14 protein-coding genes are annotated in these 24247 nt (G+C 45.6%); 12 read left to right on the top strand and 2 right to left on the bottom strand.

All coding sequences use genetic code 11. From position 1 onward, the window contains the following. Positions 1-269: 269 nt before the first annotated feature. From B4O97_RS04145 to B4O97_RS04090, 12 genes are all read left to right on the top strand, one after another. Entirely contained in the window at positions 270-3080 is a 2811-nt protein-coding gene (locus B4O97_RS04145; RefSeq protein ID WP_198947011.1) for an AAA domain-containing protein, read from the top strand. Positions 3081-3315: 235 nt separating this feature from the next. After that, on the top strand, positions 3316-3972 hold the full coding sequence (locus B4O97_RS04140) for a porin family protein (protein ID WP_158084145.1): 657 nt from the start codon (positions 3316-3318) through the stop codon (positions 3970-3972). Between the two features lie 340 nt (positions 3973-4312). Next, the gene (locus B4O97_RS04135; protein WP_083048610.1) at positions 4313-6109 is read left to right on the top strand and encodes a GmrSD restriction endonuclease domain-containing protein; all 1797 of its coding nucleotides are present in this window, start codon (positions 4313-4315) and stop codon (positions 6107-6109) included. An 18-nt stretch (positions 6110-6127) separates the two neighbouring features. Beyond that, positions 6128-7072, top strand: a complete 945-nt coding sequence (locus B4O97_RS04130) for a hypothetical protein (RefSeq protein WP_083048608.1) — start codon at positions 6128-6130, stop codon at positions 7070-7072. Positions 7073-7084: 12 nt separating this feature from the next. After that, positions 7085-10603, top strand: a complete 3519-nt coding sequence (locus tag B4O97_RS04125; protein WP_083048607.1) for a helicase-related protein — start codon at positions 7085-7087, stop codon at positions 10601-10603. Next, complete coding sequence (locus B4O97_RS04120) at positions 10600-13377, top strand: DUF1156 domain-containing protein (protein ID WP_083048605.1); 2778 nt, start codon at positions 10600-10602, stop codon at positions 13375-13377. The genes B4O97_RS04125 and B4O97_RS04120 overlap by 4 nt, the downstream gene beginning before the upstream one ends. A gap of 21 nt (positions 13378-13398) precedes the next feature. Further along, positions 13399-16704 (top strand): DUF499 domain-containing protein, encoded by a 3306-nt coding sequence (locus B4O97_RS04115; protein WP_083048603.1) that lies wholly within the window; start codon positions 13399-13401, stop codon positions 16702-16704. A 125-nt stretch (positions 16705-16829) separates the two neighbouring features. Continuing rightward, complete coding sequence (locus B4O97_RS04110; protein ID WP_083048601.1) at positions 16830-18113, top strand: ABC transporter substrate-binding protein; 1284 nt, start codon at positions 16830-16832, stop codon at positions 18111-18113. A 96-nt stretch (positions 18114-18209) separates the two neighbouring features. Then, positions 18210-19115 carry a carbohydrate ABC transporter permease gene (locus tag B4O97_RS04105; RefSeq protein WP_083048599.1) on the top strand — a complete coding sequence of 302 codons (906 nt, stop codon included), beginning with the start codon at positions 18210-18212 and terminating at the stop codon, positions 19113-19115. A 22-nt stretch (positions 19116-19137) separates the two neighbouring features. Next, complete coding sequence (locus B4O97_RS04100; RefSeq protein WP_083048597.1) at positions 19138-19977, top strand: carbohydrate ABC transporter permease; 840 nt, start codon at positions 19138-19140, stop codon at positions 19975-19977. Positions 19978-19999: 22 nt separating this feature from the next. Continuing rightward, positions 20000-20917, top strand: a complete 918-nt coding sequence (locus B4O97_RS04095) for a carbohydrate kinase family protein (RefSeq protein ID WP_083048595.1) — start codon at positions 20000-20002, stop codon at positions 20915-20917. Between the two features lie 21 nt (positions 20918-20938). Beyond that, positions 20939-22030, top strand: a complete 1092-nt coding sequence (locus B4O97_RS04090; RefSeq protein ID WP_083048593.1) for a class II fructose-bisphosphate aldolase — start codon at positions 20939-20941, stop codon at positions 22028-22030. A 53-nt stretch (positions 22031-22083) separates the two neighbouring features. On the opposite strand, the gene B4O97_RS04085 is transcribed toward B4O97_RS04090, so the two are convergent. Together B4O97_RS04085 and B4O97_RS04080 are read right to left on the bottom strand one after the other, a co-directional pair. Further along, positions 22084-23097 carry a LacI family DNA-binding transcriptional regulator gene (locus tag B4O97_RS04085; protein ID WP_143305528.1) on the bottom strand — a complete coding sequence of 338 codons (1014 nt, stop codon included), beginning with the start codon at positions 23095-23097 and terminating at the stop codon, positions 22084-22086. A gap of 160 nt (positions 23098-23257) precedes the next feature. After that, positions 23258-24247, bottom strand: a complete 990-nt coding sequence (locus tag B4O97_RS04080) for an ADP-ribosylglycohydrolase family protein (RefSeq protein WP_083048589.1) — start codon at positions 24245-24247, stop codon at positions 23258-23260.

The following is a 24247-nucleotide window of genomic DNA, read 5'->3' as shown; positions in this document are numbered from 1 at the left end:
CCCTCTCAAGAATGCCAATAACAAAGTCCGGCAGCATCGATTCATAGGTTTCTCCCTGTTCCCGGGCCTGCTGCTACTGTCTGCGCGCCTTGCGGGTATGGAAGTTCTGTATCGTTTCGATGCTGTCCATAGTCCAATGATAGGTCCTTGACGTAAGTGTAGCCAAAGAGCAATCGAAGTCAGTAAATCGAAAGCTGGCGTAAACAGGTGATTCGGTTTAGAATAGTTAGAGAATTTTTATCTGTGTCCGGTTTCAGGCGATAAAGTACATGGAAACAATGACTATAAACTCGAAGCAAAATCTCGTCATCATCAAGGACGAGGACAAAACGGATGAAATCCGACACATAAGCCTTAATAACGAACGCACTGTCGTAACCTATAAAAGCGGGAAATCATACCCTTATTTCCGGAGCAATGTTGAATTTTTCTCAAATCCCGAATCTATATCAGTCGATAACTGCTGTGTTTTTATTGAAGGCGATCTTTTGTCTGATGTAAATGAGGTATTGCGCTTCGGACATTGGGTAAAAATCTTTCACGGAACTGGAAGCAGCAGATGCTGCCGGTTCTCTGAGTTCTCCATTCAGCGGATGACCACTCCGGAAGGACGCAGCAAAGATGTTCTCGCGTATTTGCGTGAGCTTGCTGAATGTGTATCACTGCGGACGGATGAAGGTTCTTCACTTCTTGCGATGAAATATCGGTATTTGGACATCATTTCACAGGAAAGTATTCTTTTCAGTTTTCTTCGGGATAAACCTTCCATCCTTGATTCGAGTTCGTCAGGGGGCGATCCGAGCCTCATTTTACCCTTTGGCTGTAACATGAGCCAGAAAATGGCGCTTGAAAAAGCACTGCGGCATCCAGTATCCATAATCCAAGGACCGCCGGGTACTGGAAAAACGCAGACGATACTGAATTTAATTGGAAACATGCTGCTGGAAGGGAAAAAAGTAGCTGTGGTATCCAGTAACAATTCCGCTACGGCAAACGTACTTGAGAAACTAAAAAAATACGAGCTGAATTTTGTAGCCGCATTTCTTGGTAGTGCTAAAAACAAAACGGCGTTTATAGAGGGTCAAACGGATACTCTGGTTCAACTGCCGATTATCCCCATTGGGCAGACAGCGGCTGTATATAATAAAATTCGTAGTCTGAATCAGGAAATTGATAAAGGATTCAAACTAAAGAACGAGTTGTCTGGTGTTATTCAAAAGATCGATGCACTCAAACTAGAATTAACTCATTTTGAGAAATTCCGTCAGGAATTTAATGGCCGAAACTTAAGCATAAGAGATCGGTCGTTTCAGCCTGAAACACCTGCACAGGATCTGATGAAATATTGGATGGCGTATGAAAGGAAAGCAAAACGCCAATATACTAAAAATCAAAGACAATCACCAGGCACTGCAGGAGTAACAGGCTGTCGTACCGGGATTTTGCAAAAGCTATTGTTGTTGCTGCGATTCGGTATGGCCGGACGCATTCTGTTTGATCTTGGCATCGAGGAACGGATTGCTATACTGCAAAAAGCCTACTACCTGCGCACAATAGAGGACCTGGAAAACAGACGTACAAAGCTGGAAGTTTCGCTGAAGGAATTTCGCTTTAATGAAAGTCTTGAACTGTTGACCGCCCTTTCGATGCGACTTCTAAAGCATCGTCTTGCAAAGCACTATAACAATAAAACGAGAAGGATTTTTGCCCTTCAGGATCTCTGGCGGCAGCCTGAAGATTTCCTTGATGAATATCCTCTTATACTTAGCACGACGTTCTCAGTGATAACTTCGGTCCGGAACGGGTATATGTTTGACTGCGTTATTGTTGACGAAACAAGCCAAGTGGATCTTTTGAACGGTGTTCTTGCCATGGGCTGCGCAAAAAAGCTTGTAATAGTCGGTGATCCCATGCAGCTTCCCAACGTATTGTCGGAACAGGATAAAGAAAAGGCTATACAGGTAGTACAACGCTACGATGTACCGCACTATGCAAGGTATGAGGAACATAACCTGCTTTCTGCGGTGCGATCGGCTTTTTCAGAAATCCCTGAGACATTGCTGCGTGAGCATTACCGGTGCCACCCGAAGATTATTCAGTTCTGTAACCAGCAGTTTTACGGGGGAGAGCTGCTAGTTATGACCAGCGATCAGGGTGAATCCGATGTCATAAAGGTTTATATGACTGTGGAGGGCCGGCATGCACGGGGTACCTTCAATCAGCGTCAGATTGACGAAATTATAGAAAATGTTTTACCCGAGCTGGGGACGATTAATTCCTGTGATATCGGTATTGTCTCTCCTTACCGGGAACAGACCGCTCGAATACGGGCGACTATCGGTTCAGAGGAGGTTGAAGTAGACACGGTACATAAGTATCAGGGCAGAGAAAAGCGCGTTATGATTATAACAACAGTGTCAAACGAAGCCAACGATTTCGTTGATAACCCGAATTTATTGAACGTAGCCATATCCAGGGCACAGGAGAAACTGCGGCTGGTTGTGTCAAAGGAGATGGCCGAGGGGAACGGCAATATTGCCGATTTTGTCCGCTATATACAATACAGTAATGGTGATGTTATTCCCGGCAGGGTCCGTTCTGTTTTTGATCTTCTATATACCGAATACACTGCAGCTCGTAAAGATGCATTTAAAAAGTTAAAACGGATTTCGAAATATGATTCCGAAAACCTTGCCTACGCTGAGATTGAGGCAGTCCTGAATGAGGGCCTTTATAAGGGCTATGGCATTCTTTTCCAGTTCCCTTTGTGGATGCTGGTAAGGGATACAGGTCACTTAAGCCCCGAGGAATCTGCCTATGCCTCCCATCCCTGGACACGAACCGATTTTCTCATTTATCGCAAGGTCAACAAGAGTCCGATTTTGGTAATTGAAGTGGACGGATTCGCATTTCACCGGAAAGGCTCACGCCAGGCAGAGCGTGATGCACTGAAGGATTCAGTTTTAAAGAAATCGGGACTGCCGGTCCTTCGTCTGTCTACTACCGGAAGCAGCGAGAGGAGTCGGATTAGGAAGGATTTACAGAATGCAATCCTGGCAAAGACACCCTCCACTACATAACATAATACAAGCCCAGGAAAAAACAGCGACGCTTTCAAGGTCAGATAAATACCAATTATTATCTTGCTTAACCATAAGCCTGGTAAGAAATCTTATCAAAACATAACATTACTTATCCTCCATGGTGAAATCTTTTCATCCGAACACAGCTAAGTACTTACATATTCAGCACATACCGTTCTGGCATGCTTTCTGCAATAAGAGGGGTATCAATCACAATACAAAGGAGTTGTATATGAAAAGATTTATTGGACTGATCCTCCTCATTCTTCTGTGCTCTGCGGGGCTGACGGCCCGGGAGCTCGTTTTCGGGGTAAAGGGCGGGGTGAACCTTGGCTGGTTCAGCGGCAACAACTGGGACGATTATGTGGAGTCCGCAGAACTCTATTATGGAATTGACATAGAAGAGCAGCTGCACCCGGCGCTGCACGCAGGACTATACCTGGAATCCATGTTCAGCCAGAACCTGGGTTTTGTGACGGAGCTGAATTTTACCCAGTACGGCCAGGATTACGAGTATTCTTACGCCGGGGAGGACTTTGAGGGCAGCTATTCCATCAATGCTATTGAGATCCCTTTACAGCTTAAGATTGCCTCTCAGCCTGTCGGCGGCTTTTACGGTCTTGCGGGACCGACCATAATTCTGCTAACAGGGGACCTTGAGTTCGAGGAAAGCGGCGGAGGCGTGACCGTTGAAGGGAGTGATACTCCGGATAACCCGATTGTCCTGGGGCTGACTGCCGGGGTGGGCTACGGATTTATTATGAACCAGGGTGTGCTGAGCCTGGAGGTGCGCTACGGCCGGAACCTGACTGATGCCTTCGACGCGGACAAGGACCCCTTCGACGTGAACGGGTTCAAGTTGCTGCTGGGCTACGGGTTCGTGCTGTAGGGTTTTTGTAGACCGGATGCATGTAGGTAAGGCCCCGCGCTGCGGGGTTTTTGCAGAATTCGTTGTTGTAAGATGATTTCTGGAGGTTTATACTGAAATGAACAGAATGTTATTTCTATAAAATCTATTGGAGTTATGTGTTTGGGTAATTCTTTTACTTTCGGGAATACATCGATTGAGTATAGGCAAATCAGACCCAGTTTAAGAATGCAAGGCTTCCATGCCAGTATTTCAGCATGTCTGTCTGGGATTACTTCTTTTACTGGCAAGGATATAATCAGTGATCAATATTCTTTTTACAGCTTATAATAGGTAAGCACAAATAGCTAATGGAGTATCTATGTCCATACAGAAATATTCAGTCAACCAATACACAATTCAAACCTTATTAACCTGGATCACATCGGGTGAGATTGCAATCCCGGAAATCCAGCGCCCTTTTGTCTGGAGCAGCACGCAGGTTCGTGATTTAATAGACTCCTTATATAATGGTTTTCCGGTGGGGTACCTCATCGCCTGGCGCAATCCGAATGTAAAATTGAAGGATGGAACGCAATCGACTGGAAAACGGGTGCTGATCGACGGACAGCAGCGTATAACAGCACTAATGGCTGCCCTTTTGGGCTACGAAGTAATTGATGATGAATACCGAAGGGTTAAAATGACGATCGCGTTTAATCCTGAGGAAGATCGTTTTGAAGTACTGAATCCTGCAATTAAAAAAGACAATGCATGGATTTCAAATATCGCTGATATCGTAAGGTCGGATGCCAGACTCTTCAGTATTGCGAAGGATTTTAGTACCAATAACCAAAATTTCACTCAGGAAGCAATATTTGAAAAACTTGAACGCTTGAAAAGTTTGGTGAATAACCATATAGGATTGATAGAGTTAAACTCCAATCTTGATATTCAGACGGTAACGGAGATCTTTATAAGGATTAATTCCCGTGGAAAGGTTCTTAGCCAGGCTGATTTTGCCATGTCAAAGATTGCAGCGGACGAACAGTACGGTGGTAATGAATTAAGAAAATGTATTGACTATTTTTGTCATCTTGCAGTAGCGCCCGAATTCTACCAATCAATAAAAGAACGTGATACAACATTTGCCCAAACCGAGTATTTCCAGAGAATGCAGTGGCTAAAAAATGAGAATGACGATATCTACGATCCAAATTATACCGATATGTTGAGAGTTTCGTTTATTTCAGAGTTTAAGCGTGGCAGACTGGAAGACCTGGTGGCCCTTCTTTCCGGGAGGAATTTTATCACCCGTACCTTCGAGGAAGAGATTGCAATAGCCTCATTCGATAAGCTGAAAGCCGGCATTATGAAATATATGTCAGAGACGAATTTTAAACGGTTTGTAATGATAATTCGTTCCGCTGGTTTTATTGATTCATCTATGATTCGATCTCAAAATGCATTGAATTTCGCATACACCCTGTATCTGACTTTGATTGGACTAAAAGAAAACCCTAATGTTATTGAAAGTCTTGTCCGTCGTTGGTATGTCTTATCGGTCCTTACTGGCAGATACTCTTCTTCTCCTGAGTCGACCATGGATTATGATATCCGAAATATAGATTCATTGGGGGCTAACCGTCATCTGGATAATATTATGGAAGCTGAATTAGGGGATGCTTTCTGGAATGCAGGACTACCACAGCAGATGAATACATCAGTTGCTTCAAGCCCGTATTTTAAAGTCTATCTGGCTGCTCAGGTAAAAATGAATGATAAGGGTTTTCTATCACGAGATATTACTGTCCGGGATCTGATTGCCCATCGTGGCGATGTGCATCATCTGTTCCCTAAGAATTATTTGAAAAAACGGGGACTTAACAGAGCTCGATACAATCAAATTGCAAACTATGTAATGATGCAGTCTGAAATTAATATTGCTATTAAGGACAGAGCTCCGTCGGAATATTTTAGTGAACTTGTTGAACGGGTTTCGTCTGGAACAGCCGCATATGGAGCCATCACTGATCCGGCAGAGATGGAAGAGAACTTCAGAATGCACTGTATCCCTGATGGAATGAAGGATAAGGATATTGAGCATTATGATGATTTTCTTGAAGAACGCAGGATGCTTATGGCAAAAAAGATAAAAAAGTATTTTTTGTCCCTTTAGGATTACGGAGTAGACTGTATGAACCGATATCGTAATTTCAGAATACTTTTTCCTGTCTTTCTTCTCATCCTATCCTTCGCCAGTATCTCCTTGTATGCTTTCGAACCGCCGATTGATTTTTTATCATATACCTACAGCGATATTGAAGAAGATCCAGCCACAGAACTGGTTGACGGTCGATTAGAGAAGCAAGGAAATTTTGAGTATTTTAATAATAGAATTACATACGACATATCTTTCAATAAACGTGACCCTGAGGATGGATATGTATTTTTCAACCGAACATCCAATAATACAGATATTATCGTTGAGTTTTATCGGGATTTCCTAATGTATTACGCCATGAAATCGACTCTAATGTGGGCGCATTATGTGGAAGATCTGGACACTTCACAGATGAACCATTATTTTGCATTTCCTGGAAGAAAGGTTCTATTGGTATACAGAAAAAATTCTGCAAGGAGTGGAATGTATGGATTCGGCATAAGATTTGGATCATGGGGATATACGGAAGAAACCGAACAAGAAATGATTTCTTCCTACCTTGTCGAAGGCAGTGTAGAAAAGATGTCGAATTTTGATCCTGGAGAAGAATCAAGCTATAAAAACAAAATCTTCATCACTGATGAAGCCGTAGTAACAGCGGCAGAGATTCTGGGTTCAAATATAGATAATATTTTTCAGTATAATTTTGATGGAAAAATAAGCTGGAGATCACAAACTGTCTATATTGAACCGGAAATAAATAAAATCTTTTTCGAAGTGAACACTGAAGATACTAAAGCCATAGCGGATATTTTTGTCAGAATAAATGACGAGTTGTACCCCCTAAAGGATTTTCTTGATCCCCATGAAAACTCAATCTCTGCCTACGAGATTAAAGGGATCTGTTTAGTCAGATTCTCCGAGGAGCCTTCTGATACACAATTCAGCCTGACTGTCAGTTCGCGTAATTTACAATGAGACATTCTACCCATGACGCTTGAACAACTGAAAGTCGGCAGCAGAATCCGTGGTCTACAGCACAATGGTGCTGTAGAAATCATCCAGGCGCGTTGGCATGGAAGTGATGTCGTCGAGCTGACCTGGCGGGATGATGACGGATACACCGAGACCCAGCTCGTGTATCGTTCCCAGGAACAGGATCTATCGCTGGTGGAGGGGGCCCGGCTGTGGAGCTTTACAGCGGAGTCCGAGAAGTTTATCCTCGCCTCCGAGGCCATGCGCATACAGCTGGCTTACTTGTTTGATCCTTTGCTTGCTGTTAATACCAGCGATGTGGATCCTTTGCCTCACCAGATTTCCGCAGTGTACGAACACATGCTCCAGCGGCAGCCCCTGCGTTTTCTGCTTGCCGATGATCCTGGAGCGGGAAAGACAATCATGGCGGGACTGCTGATCAAGGAACTCATGATGCGTGGCGATGTCCAGCGCTGCATGGTTGTCTGTCCTGGAAGTCTTGTGGAGCAGTGGCAGGATGAACTTGATGAGAAGTTCTCCCTGCCCTTTGAGATTCTCACAAACGATAAACTGCAGTCTTCGAGAACAGGGAACTGGTTCCTTGAAAACAATCTTGTAATCTGCCGTCTGGATAAGCTTTCCCGGGATGAGGACCTGCAGGATAAACTGAAGGTAAGTGATTGGGACCTAATAATCTGTGATGAGGCCCATAAAATGTCGGCAACATTTTTTGGGAACGAAGTAAAATATACAAAGCGCTTTCGCCTGGGGCAGATGCTGAGTAATCTTACCCGGCATTTCCTGCTCATGACAGCAACGCCACATAACGGAAAAGAGGAAGACTATCAGCTTTTTCTCTCTCTGATCGATGCCGATCGTTTTGAGGGCAAACCCAGAAAGAACAATGGTTCCGTTGAAGCTTCTGACCTGATGCGGCGACTGGTCAAGGAACAGCTTGTCAAAATGGACGGGACCCGTCTTTTCCCTGAGCGGAGGGCCTACACTGTACAGTATCGATTGTCCGATGAAGAAGTACTCCTCTACGAAGGGGTTACCAGCTATGTACGGGAGCAGTTCAATCGGGCAGAGAAGATCATTAATCAGGGCCGGAAAGGAAACATCGGTTTTGCTCTGACTATTCTGCAGCGCCGTCTTGCATCCAGTCCTGCCGCGATCTACCGTTCCTTGCACCGCAGGCGGGAACGTCTGGAAGATAAGCTTCGTGAAATGGAACTCCTCCATAGGAGTTTTACCATTGCAGAGGATTCCGATGATGTTTTAGGATCTGACCTGGATGAAGAGCTGGATCTTGATGATTTTACCGGAGAAGAGGCGGAGGAGCTTGAGGACCAGCTGATTGACCGTGCGTCCGCCTCGCGCAGTATAGAGGAGCTTAAAAAGGAGATTATCGTTCTTTCGGCTCTGGAAAAACAGGCCAGGAAGCTCTTGGACAACGGACATGATAAAAAGTGGCAAGAGCTTTCCAGTATCCTACAGGATAATCCCCAGATGTTTACCCCGGAAGGAACCCGACGCAAACTGGTCATCTTTACGGAACACCGGGATACACTGGCATATCTCGAGGGGAAGCTTAAAACCAGTATCGGGAACGACGAGTCGATTGTAAGCATCTACGGCGGGATGCTCCGCCAGGAGAGGAAAAAGGCGGAGAACCTGTTTCGCAATGATCCTGATGTGCATATTCTTTTGGCCACGGACGCCGCTGGAGAAGGAATTAACCTGCAGCGCGGGCATCTGATGGTCAATTACGATTTGCCTTGGAATCCGAATCGCCTGGAACAGCGTTTCGGACGGATCCATCGTATAGGTCAGACCGAGGTGTGTCATCTCTGGAACCTTGTTGCCTTTGAGACAAGGGAGGGAGACGTCTTTTTCCGTCTTTTGAGCAAGATTGAAAAGCAGAAAGAGGACCTGGGAGACCAGGTGTTCGATGTGCTGGGGGATATCCTGCGGGGAAATGCCCTGCGGGACCTTCTGATAGAAGCGATCAGAGACGGAGACCGCCCTGAGGTGCGTAACCGGATTTATGAAAAAATAGACCATCCCTTTGAACACGGAGACCTTCAGAAGATCCTGGCGGAACGTGCTTTAAGTCAGGATGTTCTGGCCACAAGCACCGTGGAAAAAATCCGGGATATGATGGAACGTGCCCGGGCCCGTAAGCTGCAGCCCCATTTTATCCGCGAGTTTTTTCTGCGGGCTTTTTCAAGTCTGGGGGGCGATGTACGCAAGCGGGAAGAAAAGCGCTACCAGATAAACCATGTACCCGCCGCAATTCGGAACCAGGACAGGATTATCGGCAGCCGCAGTTCCGTTCTGCGAAGATACGAACGCATCTGTTTTGACCGGAAGATGGTCCATTTACCCGGGAAGCCGGATGCCGAGTTCATTGCTCCGGGGCACCCGCTTCTGTCCGCAATAATAGACCTGGTGCTGCAGCAGAACCGCCATCTTTTCAAGGAGGGGGCGGTACTTATCGACGAACGGGACGAAGCATCGGATACAGGTCTCCTGGTATATCTGGACCACTCCATTGCCGACGGGACCCGGCGTCCGTCAGGCGGAAAAACGATTGTTTCCCGCAGAATGGAGTTCGTTCGGTTTGACCATGAGGGTAATCCATCTTCCGCTGGACCTGCTCCTTACCTGGATCTGCGGGCTGCAGATGATACGGAACGGAACCAGGCCCTGGAGATGTTCGGTGACTTTCTCGGTGCGATGAATGTAGAGGAGCTCTCCAGAAGCTACGCCATAACAGAGCTGATTCCGGCGCACATGGATGAGATAAAGTCCAGGCGGGAAGATATGATACGGAAAATCCACACCCAGGTGCGATTACGTCTAACCAGGGAGATTATGTACTGGGACAACAAGGGACAGCAGCTAAAACTGGCGGAGAACGCGGGTAAGAAGAACGCCAAAATAAACTCCCGCAAAGCTTTTGATCGGGCGGATGAGCTGTCCCGGCGTCTGGAGCAGCGGGAGGCTGAACTGGAAAATCAACGATTGCTGACCCCTCTTGCTCCCAATGTTCTCGCCGCCGCCCTTGTTGTCCCTGCAGCTGCACTGTACCCGGAAAGGGGTACGATAACAAAGCCCGATCAGGAAGGCCGCAGACGCATAGAACTCCTGGCTATGCAGCAGGTCTTGATTGCCGAGCAAAAGGCCGGGCGTATTCCCGTTGATGTAAGTGCCGATAACAGGGGTTGGGACATTGAGTCCAGGGACCCTGAAACAGGCACCCTTTTGCTTATCGAGGTAAAGGGGCGGGCACAGGATGCACAGGAGCTTACTGTGACCCATAACGAGGTGCTGCAGGGATTCAACGCCAGCGAGAACTTTATTCTTGCCCTCGTACGCGTTGCAGGAGTGACCTGCGACGGGCCATACTATATCCGCAGGCCCTTCGAAAAGGAACCGGACTGGGCGGATGCGGGCAAACAGCTGCGAATCAAGAAGCTTCTTGAGAGGGCGGAAGATCCGGCCATGATCAGCATAAGGATGAATGGATGAAGAAGAAACTGATAGAAGTAGCACTCCCCTTGGATGCGATAAACAGCGCCAGCGTACGGGAAAAATCAATCCGGCACGGCCATCCCTCGACCCTGCATCTCTGGTGGGCTCGGCGTCCCCTGGCGGCAGCACGGGCTGTACTGTTCGCGTCTATCGTTGACGACCCTTCATCCCATCCGGATAAGTTTCCCACGGAAAAAGAACAGGAGCAAGAGCGGGAGCGGCTCTTTGGATTGATCGAAGAGCTGGTTACCTGGGAGAACTCCAATAATCCTGAAGTCCTTGCGAAGGTAATGGACGAAATCGCGAAAAACACCGGTGGAAACCCTCCAGCCGTATACGACCCCTTTGCCGGCGGAGGGGCGATTCCCCTGGAAGCCCAGCGGCTGGGGCTGGAAGCATTCGCCAGCGATCTGAACCCTGTAGCGGTAATGATCAACAAGGCCATGATAGAAATCCCGCCGCGCTTTGCGAACAGGCCCCCGGTCCATGCGGGCAGGGATGCGGGTTTCTTTGCCGAGCGCTGGACGGGAAGCCGCGGCCTTGCAGAGGACGTGCGCCATTACGGACAGTGGATGCGGGATGAAGCCTATCGCCGTATTGGGAAATATTATCCCAAGGTAAAACTGCCGGAAGAGGAGGGAGGCGGTGAGGCTACGGTTATCGCCTGGCTCTGGGCGCGCACAGTTAAGTGTCCCAATCCTGGGTGTGGTGCAGAGATGCCGCTTATTCGGTCTTTTGATCTTTCAACAAAGAAAGGCAAAGAAGTACACATAGGATACACCGTAAATTCAGCTAATAGAGGAATCAAGTTTTTTATAAAGAAAGGGAAATCAAAGGAAATAGAAGGTACTGCTGGTAGGAATGGAGGTCGTTGTCTGGCATGTGGTACTACTGCAACACTTAAGTACATAAGATTGGAAGGGAAGCAGAAAAAGCTTGATAGCCGAATGTTAGCCATTGTAGCTGAAGGGCCTGGTGGTAGAATATATATTGAACCTTCAAATATTCAAATAAGTGCACTCGATGGGATAAGAAGTGAATGGAAACCTGAATGGGATTTACCGCATAATCCCAGGGATTTTAAAACTCCAAATTACGGAATGACCTCATTCTCAGACCTCTTCACCCCCCGCCAGCTCCTGGCCCTTACCACCTTTAGCGATCTTGTAACAGAAGCCAGGGAAAAGGTTCTGACGGATGCCCGGGCCGCGGGAATGGAGGACGACGGCACGGGCTTTGAGGCCGGCGGTTCCGGGGCTACTGCCTACGCCGACGCGGTGGCGGTGTATCTGGCGTTTTTAGTAGATCAATTAGCAAATCATCAAAGTACTATTTGTAGTTGGCATGCTAGGAATACACAGTTAAGAAATACATTCTCAAGGCAAGCAATTCCCATGGTCTGGGATTACGCGGAATCCAATCCTTTTTGTAATTCTTCAGGAAGTTTTAATAATCTTTTTGAACGTATGATAAAAGCGTTCGATAATATACCAAGTGAAAAGACTGGCTTAGCTTCGCAGAAAAATGCTGAGATCATTAAGCCTCCTGCAAAAATGATGTTCTCAACAGATCCGCCCTATTACGATAACATCGGCTATGCCGACCTCTCCGACTTTTTCTACGTATGGCTGCGGCGCAGCCTGAAATCGGTATTCCCCTCCCTGTTTCAGACAATGCTGGTCCCCAAGGCGGAGGAACTCGTGGCAACCCCCTACCGCTTCGACGGCAGCAAACAGAAGGCCAAAGATTTTTTCGAGACCGGTTTGACCAGGGTTTTCGGCCGTATAGCCGAGTATCAGCACCACGACTATCCCCTTACTGTCTACTATGCCTTCAAGCAGGCGGAGACCACCGAAAACGACAGGGCGGGGCTGCCCGTTTCCACCGGCTGGGAGACGATCCTCAACGCTTTAATGGAGACGGGGTTCCAGATAATCGGCACCTGGCCCATGCGCACCGAGATGGCGAACAGGGCAGTTGGTATCGGCACAAACGCCCTGGCTTCCTCCATTGTCCTGGTCTGCCGCAAGCGGGACGAGACCGCCCCGGACATCCGCCGAAGCGATTTTATCCGCATTCTGCGTTCCGAGCTCCCCCAGGGATTACGGGCCTTTCAGGCGGGGAACATTGCCCCGGTGGACCTGGCCCAGTCGGCCATCGGGCCGGGGATGGCGGTCTTCTCCCGCCATCACCGGGTACTGGAATCCGACGGTTCTGCAATGACGGTCAGGGTCGCCCTGGGGCTTATTAATCAGGTCCTGGACGAAATCCTGAATGAACAGGAGGCTGATTTCGACCGCTTTACCCGCTGGGCTGTCGTCTGGTTCCAGCAGTACGGCATTCAGGAGGCTGATTATGGCGTTGCCGAACAGCTGGCCAACGCCAAGGACATTACCGTAGCGGATGTAGCCGCCCAGGGGATTGTGGTCTCCGGTAAAGGCAAGGTGCAGCTTGTCAGCCGGGACGACCTGGACCCGGACTGGGAAGCCTTTACCGATACCGGTGTACCGGTCTGGATGGTGACCCAGCACCTATGCAGGAAGCTGCAGAAAAAAGGGGAGGAGGCCGCCGCCCGGGTACTTCATGCCGTCGGACCGCAGAAGGCGGATGCCGCCCGGGAGCTTGCATACCTGCTCTATTCGATCTGCGAACGCAAAAACTGGACCAGTGACGGCCTTGCCTACAACGGGCTTATAACCAGCTGGAGCGAGATTGAACGGCTGGCTGCAGTCTACAAGGGCCGGGAAACCCAACAGGAACTTTTTTCATAGCGTATAACAGGAAGGTAAAAGATGGCGTTGAGTAATGCAGAACGGGTAGGAAAAGCCCTGGATACACTGAACAGGGAACTTACACCCTTTGTGTTCCGCCAGGTGCGGACAAAGCTGGGAAAAAATTATTTTCAGGATATTGCCGCCATATTCAGCTCAAACCAGTACGGCGGTTCCATAAGCGAAGACCCTGCCAGCTGGGATATCCAGGTGCTTCTGACGATTATGCAGGTCCGCTGGAACGAGGTCTTCTCCGATGTTCTGGGGCGCAGCGATCGCAGCCTGGTTTTCCAGATCAAGGATGCCCGCAATCAGTGGGCCCATCAGCAGCCTTTTTCCACGGACGAAGCCTATCGGGCCCTCGACAGCATCGGCCTGCTCCTGGAATCCATTGCTTCTCCGGCATCAGGGGCGATAAATACGGAAAAACAGGATCTTCTACGGATCCGGTTTAACGAGCAGGCCCGCAAGGAAGCACGGAAGAAGGTTACCGTTAAGGTAAAAACAGAAACGGCTTCCGGTCTTAAACCCTGGCGGGAGGTAATCGAGCCCCATAAGGATGTTGCCTCGGGCAACTACAACCAGGCCGAGTTTGCCGCCGACCTCTGGGAGGTGTATCTTGGCAGGGGCTCGGGAGAATACCTGGACCCCAGGGAATTTTTTCGCAGGACCTTCATTACTGAAGGTCTCAATGAACTGCTTAAAACCGGACTGAAGCGTATTTCCGGGAACGGTGGAGACCCAGTGGTGGAACTGCAGACCAACTTCGGCGGTGGTAAGACCCACTCCATGCTGGCCCTCTATCATCTCTTTTCCGGCATCGCTGCCTCGGAACTGGCCGGGGCTGACTCCCTGGTCAAGGAGCTGGGGATAGAAGTCCCTAAAAAAGTAAACCGGGCAGTAATCGTCGGGAATAAAATCCCTCCCGGCAAACCCGACAAAAAAGCTGATGGAACCGTGGTGAATACCCTCTGGGGAGAGATCGCCTGGCAGCTTGGCGGCAGGGATGCCTATGCCATGATAGCCGAATCCGATGCCACTTCGACTAATCCCGGGGATGCCCTAAAGGAGCTCTTCGATGCCTATTCACCCTGCCTGATCCTGGTGGATGAGTGGGTTGCCTATGCCCGGCAGTTCTACGATGTAGACACTCTGCCGTCGGGGACCTTCGATACCCAGTTTACCTTTGCCCAGACCTTGAGCGAGTCTGCCAAGAACGCGAAAAATACCTTTCTTGTAGTCAGTGTGCCGGCCTCGGATAACGAAATCGGGGGGAAAGGCGGGCAGGCCGCCCTTGACCGGCTGAAGAATGCCATCGGTCGCGTGCATACCCCCTGGAGTCCTGCGACCGCGGAGGAAGGCTTTGAGATTGTACGCCGCAGGCTCTTTCGCCGCGTGCTGGACCATAAAGCCCTCGATGCCGTTGCCAGGGCCTTTTCCGACATGTATCTTGACCAGAGTCAGGATTTTCCCCCGGAGTGTAAGGAGGTCGACTACAGGGAACGCATCAAGCGGGCATATCCCGTTCATCCAGACCTGTTCGACAAGCTCTATAACACCTGGTCCACCCTCGATCGCTTCCAAAGGACCCGGGGTGTGCTGCGCCTTATGGCGACGGTAATCTATTCTCTCTGGGAAAAGGATGACCGCAGTCTGCTGATAATGCCCTCCACCATCCCCATAGATGATCCTGACGTAAAGAGTGAGCTGACCCGTTATCTGGAGGACAACTGGAAACCGGTTATTGACCATGATGTGGATGGAGACCAGTCCCTGCCCAGAAAAATTGATTCAGAGAATACCAATCTGGGAAGATACTCCGCTGTACGTAGGGTGGCCCGGACCATCTACCTTGGATCCGCCCCGATCCAGCACGCAGCTCAACGGGGCATTGATGAACAGGAAATAAAACTCGGCTGCGTCCAGCCCGGTGAGGCCGTCTCCACCTTTGGAGATGCCCTGCGCAGGCTGGCGGATAACGCAACCTACCTCTATGTTGATAACCGCCGCTACTGGTATTCCACCCAGCCCACAGTTCGAAAAATAGCCCAGGGAAGGGCGGGGCAGATCGATTCCCATGATGTGTGGAAAGAGATCCAGCGGCGGATTGAGCTTGCTGCTTCTGATACCGGTGGTTTTCAGAAGGTACACGTATTTCCCCAGGGCGGAGCCGATATCTTCGATGAAATGTCGACCCGACTGGTCGTGCTGAGTACCGACAACACCCACCTGAAAGGAGATGCGGCCTCTTCCGCTCGTGAAAAGGCTGAAGAGATCCTCAATTCCCGGGGCAACGCACCCCGTATTTACCGAAACGCGTTGGTATTTCTGGCTGCGGATCAAAGCCGCAATGTCGATCTTAACAAGGCGGTGCGAATATACCTTGCCTGGCAGAGCATTCTTGATGACAGGGTTTCGCTGAATTTGACCCCTGATCAGATACGGCAGGCGGAGGAACAGCGTGATTCATGTGCAGGCACAGTACAGCTGCAAATTCCGGAAACCTTCTGCTGGGCCCTTGTCCCGTACCAGGAGGATCCAAAGAAAAGTATAGAACTGACGGAGTACCGTTTGCAGGGCAGTGAAGCCCTTGCAGTACGTCTGTCGAAAAAACTGCGTACCGAAGGAATCCTGCAAGCTGAAATGGGCGGATCGAACCTGAAAATCGACCTTGATCGAATCCCTCTCTGGAAAGGCTCTCATGTTCCTGTTAAGGACCTGATTCAGTATTTTTTTACCTATCCCTACCTTCCTAGAGTTACCAGCGTAAAGGTCCTTGAAAACGCAGTAATCGACGGAATAGCCTTGCCCGAATGGGAACGCGACGGTTTTGCCTATGCCGACAGCTACGATGATAACGCTCAGCGCTATCAGGGCTTGAAGGCAGGCAGGGTGGTTTCAATAAATACGGAGAGAGGGATTGTTGTTCAGGCCGCAGCAGCAGTACAGCAGTTGAAGGCAGCCGAATCTGAACCTAAGAATAATGCTCCTTCAGCATACCCGGAACCGGGTACAACTCCCCATGGCAGCGGTGAAGCTGCAAATAATCACGATACAACAGCCAGACCAGCTGAGCACATCACTGTGGATAATCCGCAGCGGCGTTTTTATGCCCATAAAAAAATCGACCCCCTGCATATCTCCCGGGAAATTGGAAAAATCTCGGAAGAAGTGCTGCAGCACCTCACGAGTATTGTTGGATCTGAAGTAAAAATAAACCTCGACATAGATGTCCATGTTCCGGATGGGTTAAGCGACGAAAAACGCCGGGTTATCGCAGAGAACTGTAATGTGCTGAAGTTCGACGATTTCGGGTTTGAGGAGTGATTTACACTATCCAGCGGTAAAAATGTATTTAAAACTAATAAAATTATTTCTTGACAGCGCACACGTTTGCGTTTACCATAAATTCACTAACGGACACGTGTCCGTAATCCAAGGAGGAAACCAGGATGAAGAAGTTATTAACAGTATGTCTAGTCGTAATAATTGCGATGGGTTTGCTTTTTGCTGGAGGACAAGAGGAATCAGATAAAGAAACACTTGTTTTCTGGGGTAAGCAAGCGCAGGACAGGGCAACCGATGAGTTAATCGAAGAAATTCTCAAGGAATGGGGTGAGCAGAACAACGTAGAAGTAGAATACACGACAATCACCTCAGAAGTTCAAAAAGAGAAATTCGCTGCTGCTTTTGAAACTGGGAATGTTCCCGATGTTATTACTTTCGATGGAGATTTTTGTAAGTATTATGCAACGCAAGGAGTCCTCACACCATTGGATGATTTCTTTCAAGAGCTTAATAAACGTGGTGGTGGAATGTTCGATGGAGTTCTCCCAGTACTTCAACACGAAGATGAACTGTATGGTGTTCCGTTTCAGAATGATATCTATTTTTTCTATGTCCGAGAGGATTTAGTAAAGGGTGTTGGTGAAGAACTCCCACAAACTTGGGATGATATCGCGAGGATTTCTGTTAAAATTAAGGAAAAATACAACATACCAGCTTTTGGACATCCTCTTTCCGAAATAAATGATACAGAATTCTCAACAAGAATAATCATGTGGGCTTTCGATTCGTATATTTTTAATGAAAATGGACAAGTTGTTTTTAATTCACCGGAAACTTTAGAGGTATTTAGACTAATTAAAAAAATGTATGAAGAGGATGAAACGATCCCCAAGGGCGCTACTACCTGGAATGATAGTAGTAATAACCAGGCATACCAGATGAAGCAAACAGCATTCATTATCAATCCTGGTAGTGTTTACAGATGGATAAAAGAAAATGATGATACTTTGCATGAAAATACGGTACTCTCGAGAATGCCTGCTGGCCCCAGAGGAACACGTGCAAATCTAACTGCATGTTGGGCGGTGTCACTACCGAAAGACTCTAAAAAGCATGAGCTGGCAAAAGATGCATTGAGATACCTTTATCAGGTTGATAATTATAATAAAATAATTGAATCAGCCGGATCGCGCTATCTGCCTGTATATAGGGATTTAATAGATACACCCTTTTGGAATAGCAACCCGAAATTCGAAGACTTAGGTAAAATGTTGGAAGAGGCTAAAGTTGTTGGTTATAAGGGACCAGCAAGTGCCGCTGCTTCAGAAATGCTTGTTCAGCGAATCCTTACAAAAGCATTTTCTGATATGATAGTACGCGGTATGTCACCAGAAGAGGCAGTAAGAAACGCAGATAAAGCCTTTAAAGAAATAGCAGCAAAGTTTTAAAAAAATTGACTTTATAAATTATAGAAAAGTTTTCGATTATGGCAAAGTCGATTTTTATAAATCGACTTTGCCAAATTATGGATATCGGGGAAAAAAATGGTAATTCCATCTGTTCCAAGAAATTTGTTCGAAATACAAAGGTACCGCGATATACGTACTGCGTATCTATTCATTCTACCAACAATAACTATTTTATTGCTGGTTATATTATATCCATTTTTAACAGCAATTTGGATCTCTTTTACAAATAAGAGCTTGGGTGGTCAGGGGAATTTTATCGGTCTATCAAATTTCTATACATTATTTCAAAGTGCTGAATTTTGGCGTGCCTTTGGTAATTCATTTTACTATACTTTTTCTTCAGTTATTTTAAAGTTTTTTATTGGTCTAATAACTGCTATTTTGCTAAATGCTAATTTTCCATTCAAGGGTGCTGTCAGGGTTTTGATTATTTTACCCTGGGCGATCTCTCCATATATTGCCGCGTTAACATGGCGCTGGATCTTTGATGATTATAATGGTTTTTTTAATATCCTTTTAGCTAAATATAGCTTAGCTAGTGAACCTATATACTGGCTTTCTGATCCAAGGTTCGCAATGATTAGTGTGATTATAGCTGCGACCTGGCAAGGTTATCCGTTTTATACAATGATGCTTTTGGCTGGGTTAGTAACAATACCAAAGGAACTTTATGAAGCGGTAGAAATAGATGGGGGAAATAAAATACACAAGTTCTTTTATATTACCCTTCCAAGTTTAACTAACATCATCATAACAACGATGTTACTGTCATTTATATGGACTTTTAATCAATTTCAGTATGTTTATTCAATGACTGGTGGTGGTCCAGGTGGTATGACTCACATACTTTCTACTCTAACTTTTAAATATGGCATAGAAATGAGAAATATTTCTCTTGCGTCGGCAGTTTCAATTACCGCAATTCCAGTCTTTGCAGTATTAACTGTGTACCTTACTCGCACCATGCTAAAAAATGATTAATTCTGGTTAGAAGGAAGAGTTTATGGATTACAAGAAATACAATGCGGTAAGGAAAATTTTATTTTTGTTATTGGTCATTATATGTATCCTCTGGGCTGTTTTTCCCATTATATGGATTCTTTTTACGGCATTTAGACCTTCTGCAGATTTTTATGCAGGAAATGTAACGATTTTTCCACAAAACTGGAGTCTTGAGAACTTTCAAGATGTAATAAATCGTGGAAACTTTATTCAGTATATGAAGAATTCTATGATTGTAGGTGTGACTGTAACATTGTTTTCAATTGTTTTTTCTACCATGAGTGCTTATGCAATTACTCGCTTAAAGTTTCCAGGGAGGATCTTTATTGCAAGAAGCATAATAGCAAGTTATTTAATACCTGCTGCTATTTTATTCATCCCTTTATTCTTTTTAATAACAAGGGCAGGTATACAAAATACTCTATATGCATTAATAGTTTCGTACCTAAGTGCTACTATTCCCTTTTGTACATGGATGCTCTATGGCTATTTTTCAACTATTCCTCAAAGTCTAGATGAGGCTGCTGTATTGGATGGTTGTACAAAACCTCAAATACTAACCAAAATTTTTGTACCACTATCGTTGCCTGGCATTGCAGTAGTTGCTCTATATTCTTTTACCCTTTGTTGGAACGAATTCCTATATGCCCTTGTTTTTGTGACTAGCTCAAAAAGCATGACCATACCAGCAGGTATAGTTCAATGGATTGTCGAAGATGATTTTGCCTGGGGACGTTTAATGGCAGCCGCCACACTATCAGTTATTCCGACATTTTTCTTGTACTTCATAGCTCAAAAGTCTTTTAAGAGCGGCTTGGTCGCTGGTGCCGTAAAGCAATAGGGATAAGAAAGGACTGAACTAAATGAAACGGATTTTAGGACTCGGTGGAATCGCATACGATATTCTTTCAGTAATACCAAATATGCCAGCTTGGGAGGAAGTGGAATACATTGAAGAATATCAAGTCCAACAAGGTGGAATGGTTGCAACTGGATTGGTAACAGCTGCGAAACTGGGAGCTGATACAGAAATTATTAGTGCAATCGGTAATGATACCGAAGGAATGTCTCATTTAGAAAACTTTAATAGGTTTGGTATTAAATGCGACAATGTAATGATTAGCAATGAAAACAGAAGTGCAGTCACTTTAGTATTAATACATTCCTCTACAGGAAGACGAAGCTTTATACATTATAAAGGTGTTAATGGACTATCAAATTTGAACATAAATAAAATAAATTATGAGAATGTTTCGCATATGCTATTTGATGGGTTCTTCTTTGAGACAGCGCTAAAGGCAGCAATAAAAGCTAGGAAAATGAATATTGTGACTGTAACAGATTTGAGTCCTAAAAATCGTGATCCAAGGTTAACTGAGTATTTAAAATATATTGATTACCCAGTCTTGTCTGAGCTTTTTCTATGTTCATACACAAATATTAGCGACCCAATCGAGGCTGGGAAATCGTTGCTGCAGAATGGTAACAAAGCTTTAATAGTGACTTGTGGCGAGAAGGGATCTTACATAATAAAAAAAGATGGTATCGAAAATATACCTGCTTATAAGGTAAATGTAATAGACTCAACGGGGGCAGGTGACGTCTTTCATGGCGCTTTTATATTCGCTCTATGGAAGGGATATGATCTAAAAAAAACGGTACGATTTGCTAATGCCTGTGCCGCTATAAATTGTCAAACTGTTGGAGGACAAAAAGGGATTCCAACTCTCGAAGAAGTCCAAGAATTTACTATAAAAAAAGAAAAGATGTCCCTATCCTGATCAAAAAGAAATGGAGTAAATATGAACCTTGTACCGATGTACCAAATACTTGAACCCACTATTGAAAAACGATATGCGCATGGTGCTTTTAACATTACATGTTTTCAACAGTTAAAAGCTGCACTTGATATTCATGAAGTTTTTCGTACTCCAGCGATCATTCAGATAGGTATGATAGCAATTAGTTTTCTAGGTTCAGCAAAGGATATGAACAATTCAACTTTAGATGAAAAAGAGTTTGGTGCAAAGAATGTTATATCGATGATTGAGAAATTGAAACATGCGTATTCCATTCCTGTAGCCTTAAATGCTGACCATGTAAAAGACTTAGATACCATTAAAATGCTGATAGAGAATGGGTTTACATCTGTTATGATTGATGCTTCAAATCTACCATATAAAGAAAATGTTGACATCACTCGAGAAGTTAAGAGGTTAGCTAAACCTTACGATGTTACTGTTGAAGCGGAACTTGGAATTTTAGCAGGCGAAGAAGAGAATATTTTCTCTGAAACAAGCACATATACAAACCCTATGTTGGTGACAGATTTTGTAAAAAAAACTGGAATTGATTGTTTGGCCCTATCTTTTGGCACAAAGCATGGGGTAAATAAAGGGAGTAATGTAAAGCTTAGAAAAGAGATAATTACTGCTGCAAGAGAGAACCTGCTACACTCAGGTTTACGTACAGTTCTTGTTTCTCACGGTAGTTCAACTGTTCCCAAGTATATTGTCGAAGATATCAATAAAAATGGTGGCGATCTTGTGAAAGCAGAAGGTATAGATGTCGATGAATTAAAAAGCGCTATAAAAGAGGGAGTTGGGAAAATAAATATAGACACTGACATGAGGTTAAGCATAACACGAAATATAAGAGAATTAATAATGTCGGAAAAGAACAAAGGAAATATAGAATCAAAAATATTTACATATTTACAGGAGAATTCTCATGAAATTGACTTCCGTAAGATCTTGGCGCCAGTAAAAGAAATGCTATTGACAGGCGATGCTGCTGACGAATTTGAGAAGAAGATTTGTCAAAAGATAGAATTAGGAACTAAAGAAATTGTTGGCCAATTGTTGGTTAACTTTGGAGCGGTAGGAAGAATATAATATAGGATAAGACAATAACTTTTAAAGTCTATCTGTGAATTTACCAAAATTAGTCATACTCTTAATTTAGAACCACAGGAGTCTCGGATAATTAACTCTGGGGTTAAAAAGATGTTTCTCTGAGAATCAGAGTAGCCTGTTTGCATTTTATCCAATAAAATGTTACCGGCCTCGCGTGCTATGTCTTCTGGTACTTGTCGCATAGTTGTTAGAGGAACAGATGCCATACGAGCCATAGAAATATCATCGAAACCAACAACGGAAACATCATATGGCACTCTCAATCCGCGTTCATTTACGACCTGTAATAGAGAAAGAGCTGTAACGTCATTTACCGTGAAGACCGCATCAAAATCATATTTACCTGAAAACAACGATTTAGAAGCTTCATAGCCTCCAGTAAATGTCGAGTCAGAATGTATAATAATAGGTTCGAAATCAGTTGAAAAAAATTCTGATACAACATGTAAATAACCTTTCAAACGAGCAAGACTAGGATCAGCATTTTCTGGTCCGGAAATATGCGCAATCTTGGTATAACCCAAAGATATCAAATGTTTTACCGCTATACATGCACCAATGAAGTTATTTCCCATTACGGAATCAATTTTTTCTTTTGTACCGTCATGATCAATTAGAACTAAGGGCACCCCGGAAGTAGTTAAATGCATAAAAGATTCCTGATTAACATCGGCGGGAACCATTAAAATGCCAGCAACTTGTAATTCTTCTAAGTATTCAATGTGAGATTTTTCTTTAGTTGTATCACGATCAGAATTGCAGATTATTGTTTTATAATTATTATTTTCAAAGAACCGAATAATTCTTTTGCATAGTGAAGCATAAAAAGGATTTTCTATATCTGGGATAATAATTCCAATATGTTCAGACTTTTGCCGAACTAAATTACGAGCAAAAGCATTAGGGCGATAGTTTAGATTTAACGCCAAATCTCGTACTTTCTGCTTCATCAAAGGACCAATTTCAGGACTATCTCTAAGTGCACGCGATACTGTAGAATGAGAAACACCTAAAATTCTAGCCATATCCTTGATTGTAGTTCCCACAAGATGACAATACACTACTAATATGCTGTAATTCAACTGTCCACTATTAAGTCAATGAAAATGAAGTATCTTTATAAAAGAAAGAGTAATCTTTCTGAACTTATAAAGTTAAGTATAACGAAATGATTAGGGGATTTTCCTAACGCAAATGAAGTATCATTTACTGAGAACAGTTTAAAACACCAACAAACTCCTCCGCCATCGCCCCGATCATCTCATGCTTCGCCAAAGTTTCAATCCACTCAGACGGAATACTTTCATACCCCCAGTAAATTCCTGCAAGGCCTCCTGCAACCGCGCCCACCGTGTCCGTATCGTCCCCCAGGTTCACTGCCTTGAGGACGCATTCTTCAAAGCCTGAACTTGTAAGAAGACACCAGACCGCTGCTTCCAGGGTGTCTACCACGTATCCGCTTGACCGTATTTCGGACGATTCAGCGAGTTCCAGGTTGTCATACAGTATGGAATGATAGTGCTGCAGCTCCTGCTTCATGTCGGAAAAAAGAATACAGGATTCAAGCACCGATTCAACCCGTTTGGCCGCCCCGATGAGGGCGGCATCGATCCGCTTACTTTTCAGCAGCTCTGAGATTAAAAACGCGTGGATAACGCAGCCCAGTCTGCTCCGGGGATGGGCGTGGGTGATGGCCGATGAGTTCGCGACTTCTTCCACCAACTTTTCATCACCGCAGGTAACCGCGCAGTAGACGGCGGCCGGCAGGCTGCGCATCAGCGATCCGTTGCCGTTAGAGTTTTCATCCCTGCTTCCCGCTTCAAGTGGTGCGTACCCGGCTGCTATACGATCAATAGCCTGTGCTGTCGCTATCCCTATATCAAAAACAGCATCATGGGCGGTCAGATGCGCTTCTTTGTACCAGCGGACAAAACGCATTGCCTGGTCGTCAATGTTCCAGCCTATTTTGGTGACTGACTCAAGAATACACAGTGCCATTGAGGTATCATCGGACCAGGTCCCCGGGGGCTGATTATGGGTCCCGTATCCTTGCATGCCGCGTACCGGGGAACGGGTTATTTTCTCCCGATGTATAAATTCGACGGGCACCCCCAAAGCGTCGCCTATAGCAAGGCCGAAAATGCCGCCTTTTACTCTGGAATCAAGAAGAAGATTATTCGGGTTTTCGGATTGCAT

Origin of the sequence: Marispirochaeta aestuarii (assembly GCF_002087085.1) — a bacterium.
Taxonomy (GTDB): Bacteria; Spirochaetota; Spirochaetia; order JC444; family Marispirochaetaceae; genus Marispirochaeta; species Marispirochaeta aestuarii.
The sequence above is the reverse complement of the archived record's forward strand: the minus strand, read 5'-3'. Positions and strand labels throughout refer to the sequence as shown.

Coding starts and splice junctions, on each gene's coding strand:
- B4O97_RS04145 (WP_198947011.1), top strand. CDS start 270: ATGGAAACAATGACTATAAACTCGAAGCAAAATCTCGTCATCATCAAG.
- B4O97_RS04140 (WP_158084145.1), top strand. CDS start 3,316: ATGAAAAGATTTATTGGACTGATCCTCCTCATTCTTCTGTGCTCTGCG.
- B4O97_RS04135 (WP_083048610.1), top strand. CDS start 4,313: ATGTCCATACAGAAATATTCAGTCAACCAATACACAATTCAAACCTTA.
- B4O97_RS04130 (WP_083048608.1), top strand. CDS start 6,128: ATGAACCGATATCGTAATTTCAGAATACTTTTTCCTGTCTTTCTTCTC.
- B4O97_RS04125 (WP_083048607.1), top strand. CDS start 7,085: ATGACGCTTGAACAACTGAAAGTCGGCAGCAGAATCCGTGGTCTACAG.
- B4O97_RS04120 (WP_083048605.1), top strand. CDS start 10,600: ATGAAGAAGAAACTGATAGAAGTAGCACTCCCCTTGGATGCGATAAAC.
- B4O97_RS04115 (WP_083048603.1), top strand. CDS start 13,399: ATGGCGTTGAGTAATGCAGAACGGGTAGGAAAAGCCCTGGATACACTG.
- B4O97_RS04110 (WP_083048601.1), top strand. CDS start 16,830: ATGAAGAAGTTATTAACAGTATGTCTAGTCGTAATAATTGCGATGGGT.
- B4O97_RS04105 (WP_083048599.1), top strand. CDS start 18,210: ATGGTAATTCCATCTGTTCCAAGAAATTTGTTCGAAATACAAAGGTAC.
- B4O97_RS04100 (WP_083048597.1), top strand. CDS start 19,138: ATGGATTACAAGAAATACAATGCGGTAAGGAAAATTTTATTTTTGTTA.
- B4O97_RS04095 (WP_083048595.1), top strand. CDS start 20,000: ATGAAACGGATTTTAGGACTCGGTGGAATCGCATACGATATTCTTTCA.
- B4O97_RS04090 (WP_083048593.1), top strand. CDS start 20,939: ATGAACCTTGTACCGATGTACCAAATACTTGAACCCACTATTGAAAAA.
- B4O97_RS04080 (WP_083048589.1), bottom strand. CDS start 24,247: ATGCAATCCGAAAACCCGAATAATCTTCTTCTTGATTCCAGAGTAAAA.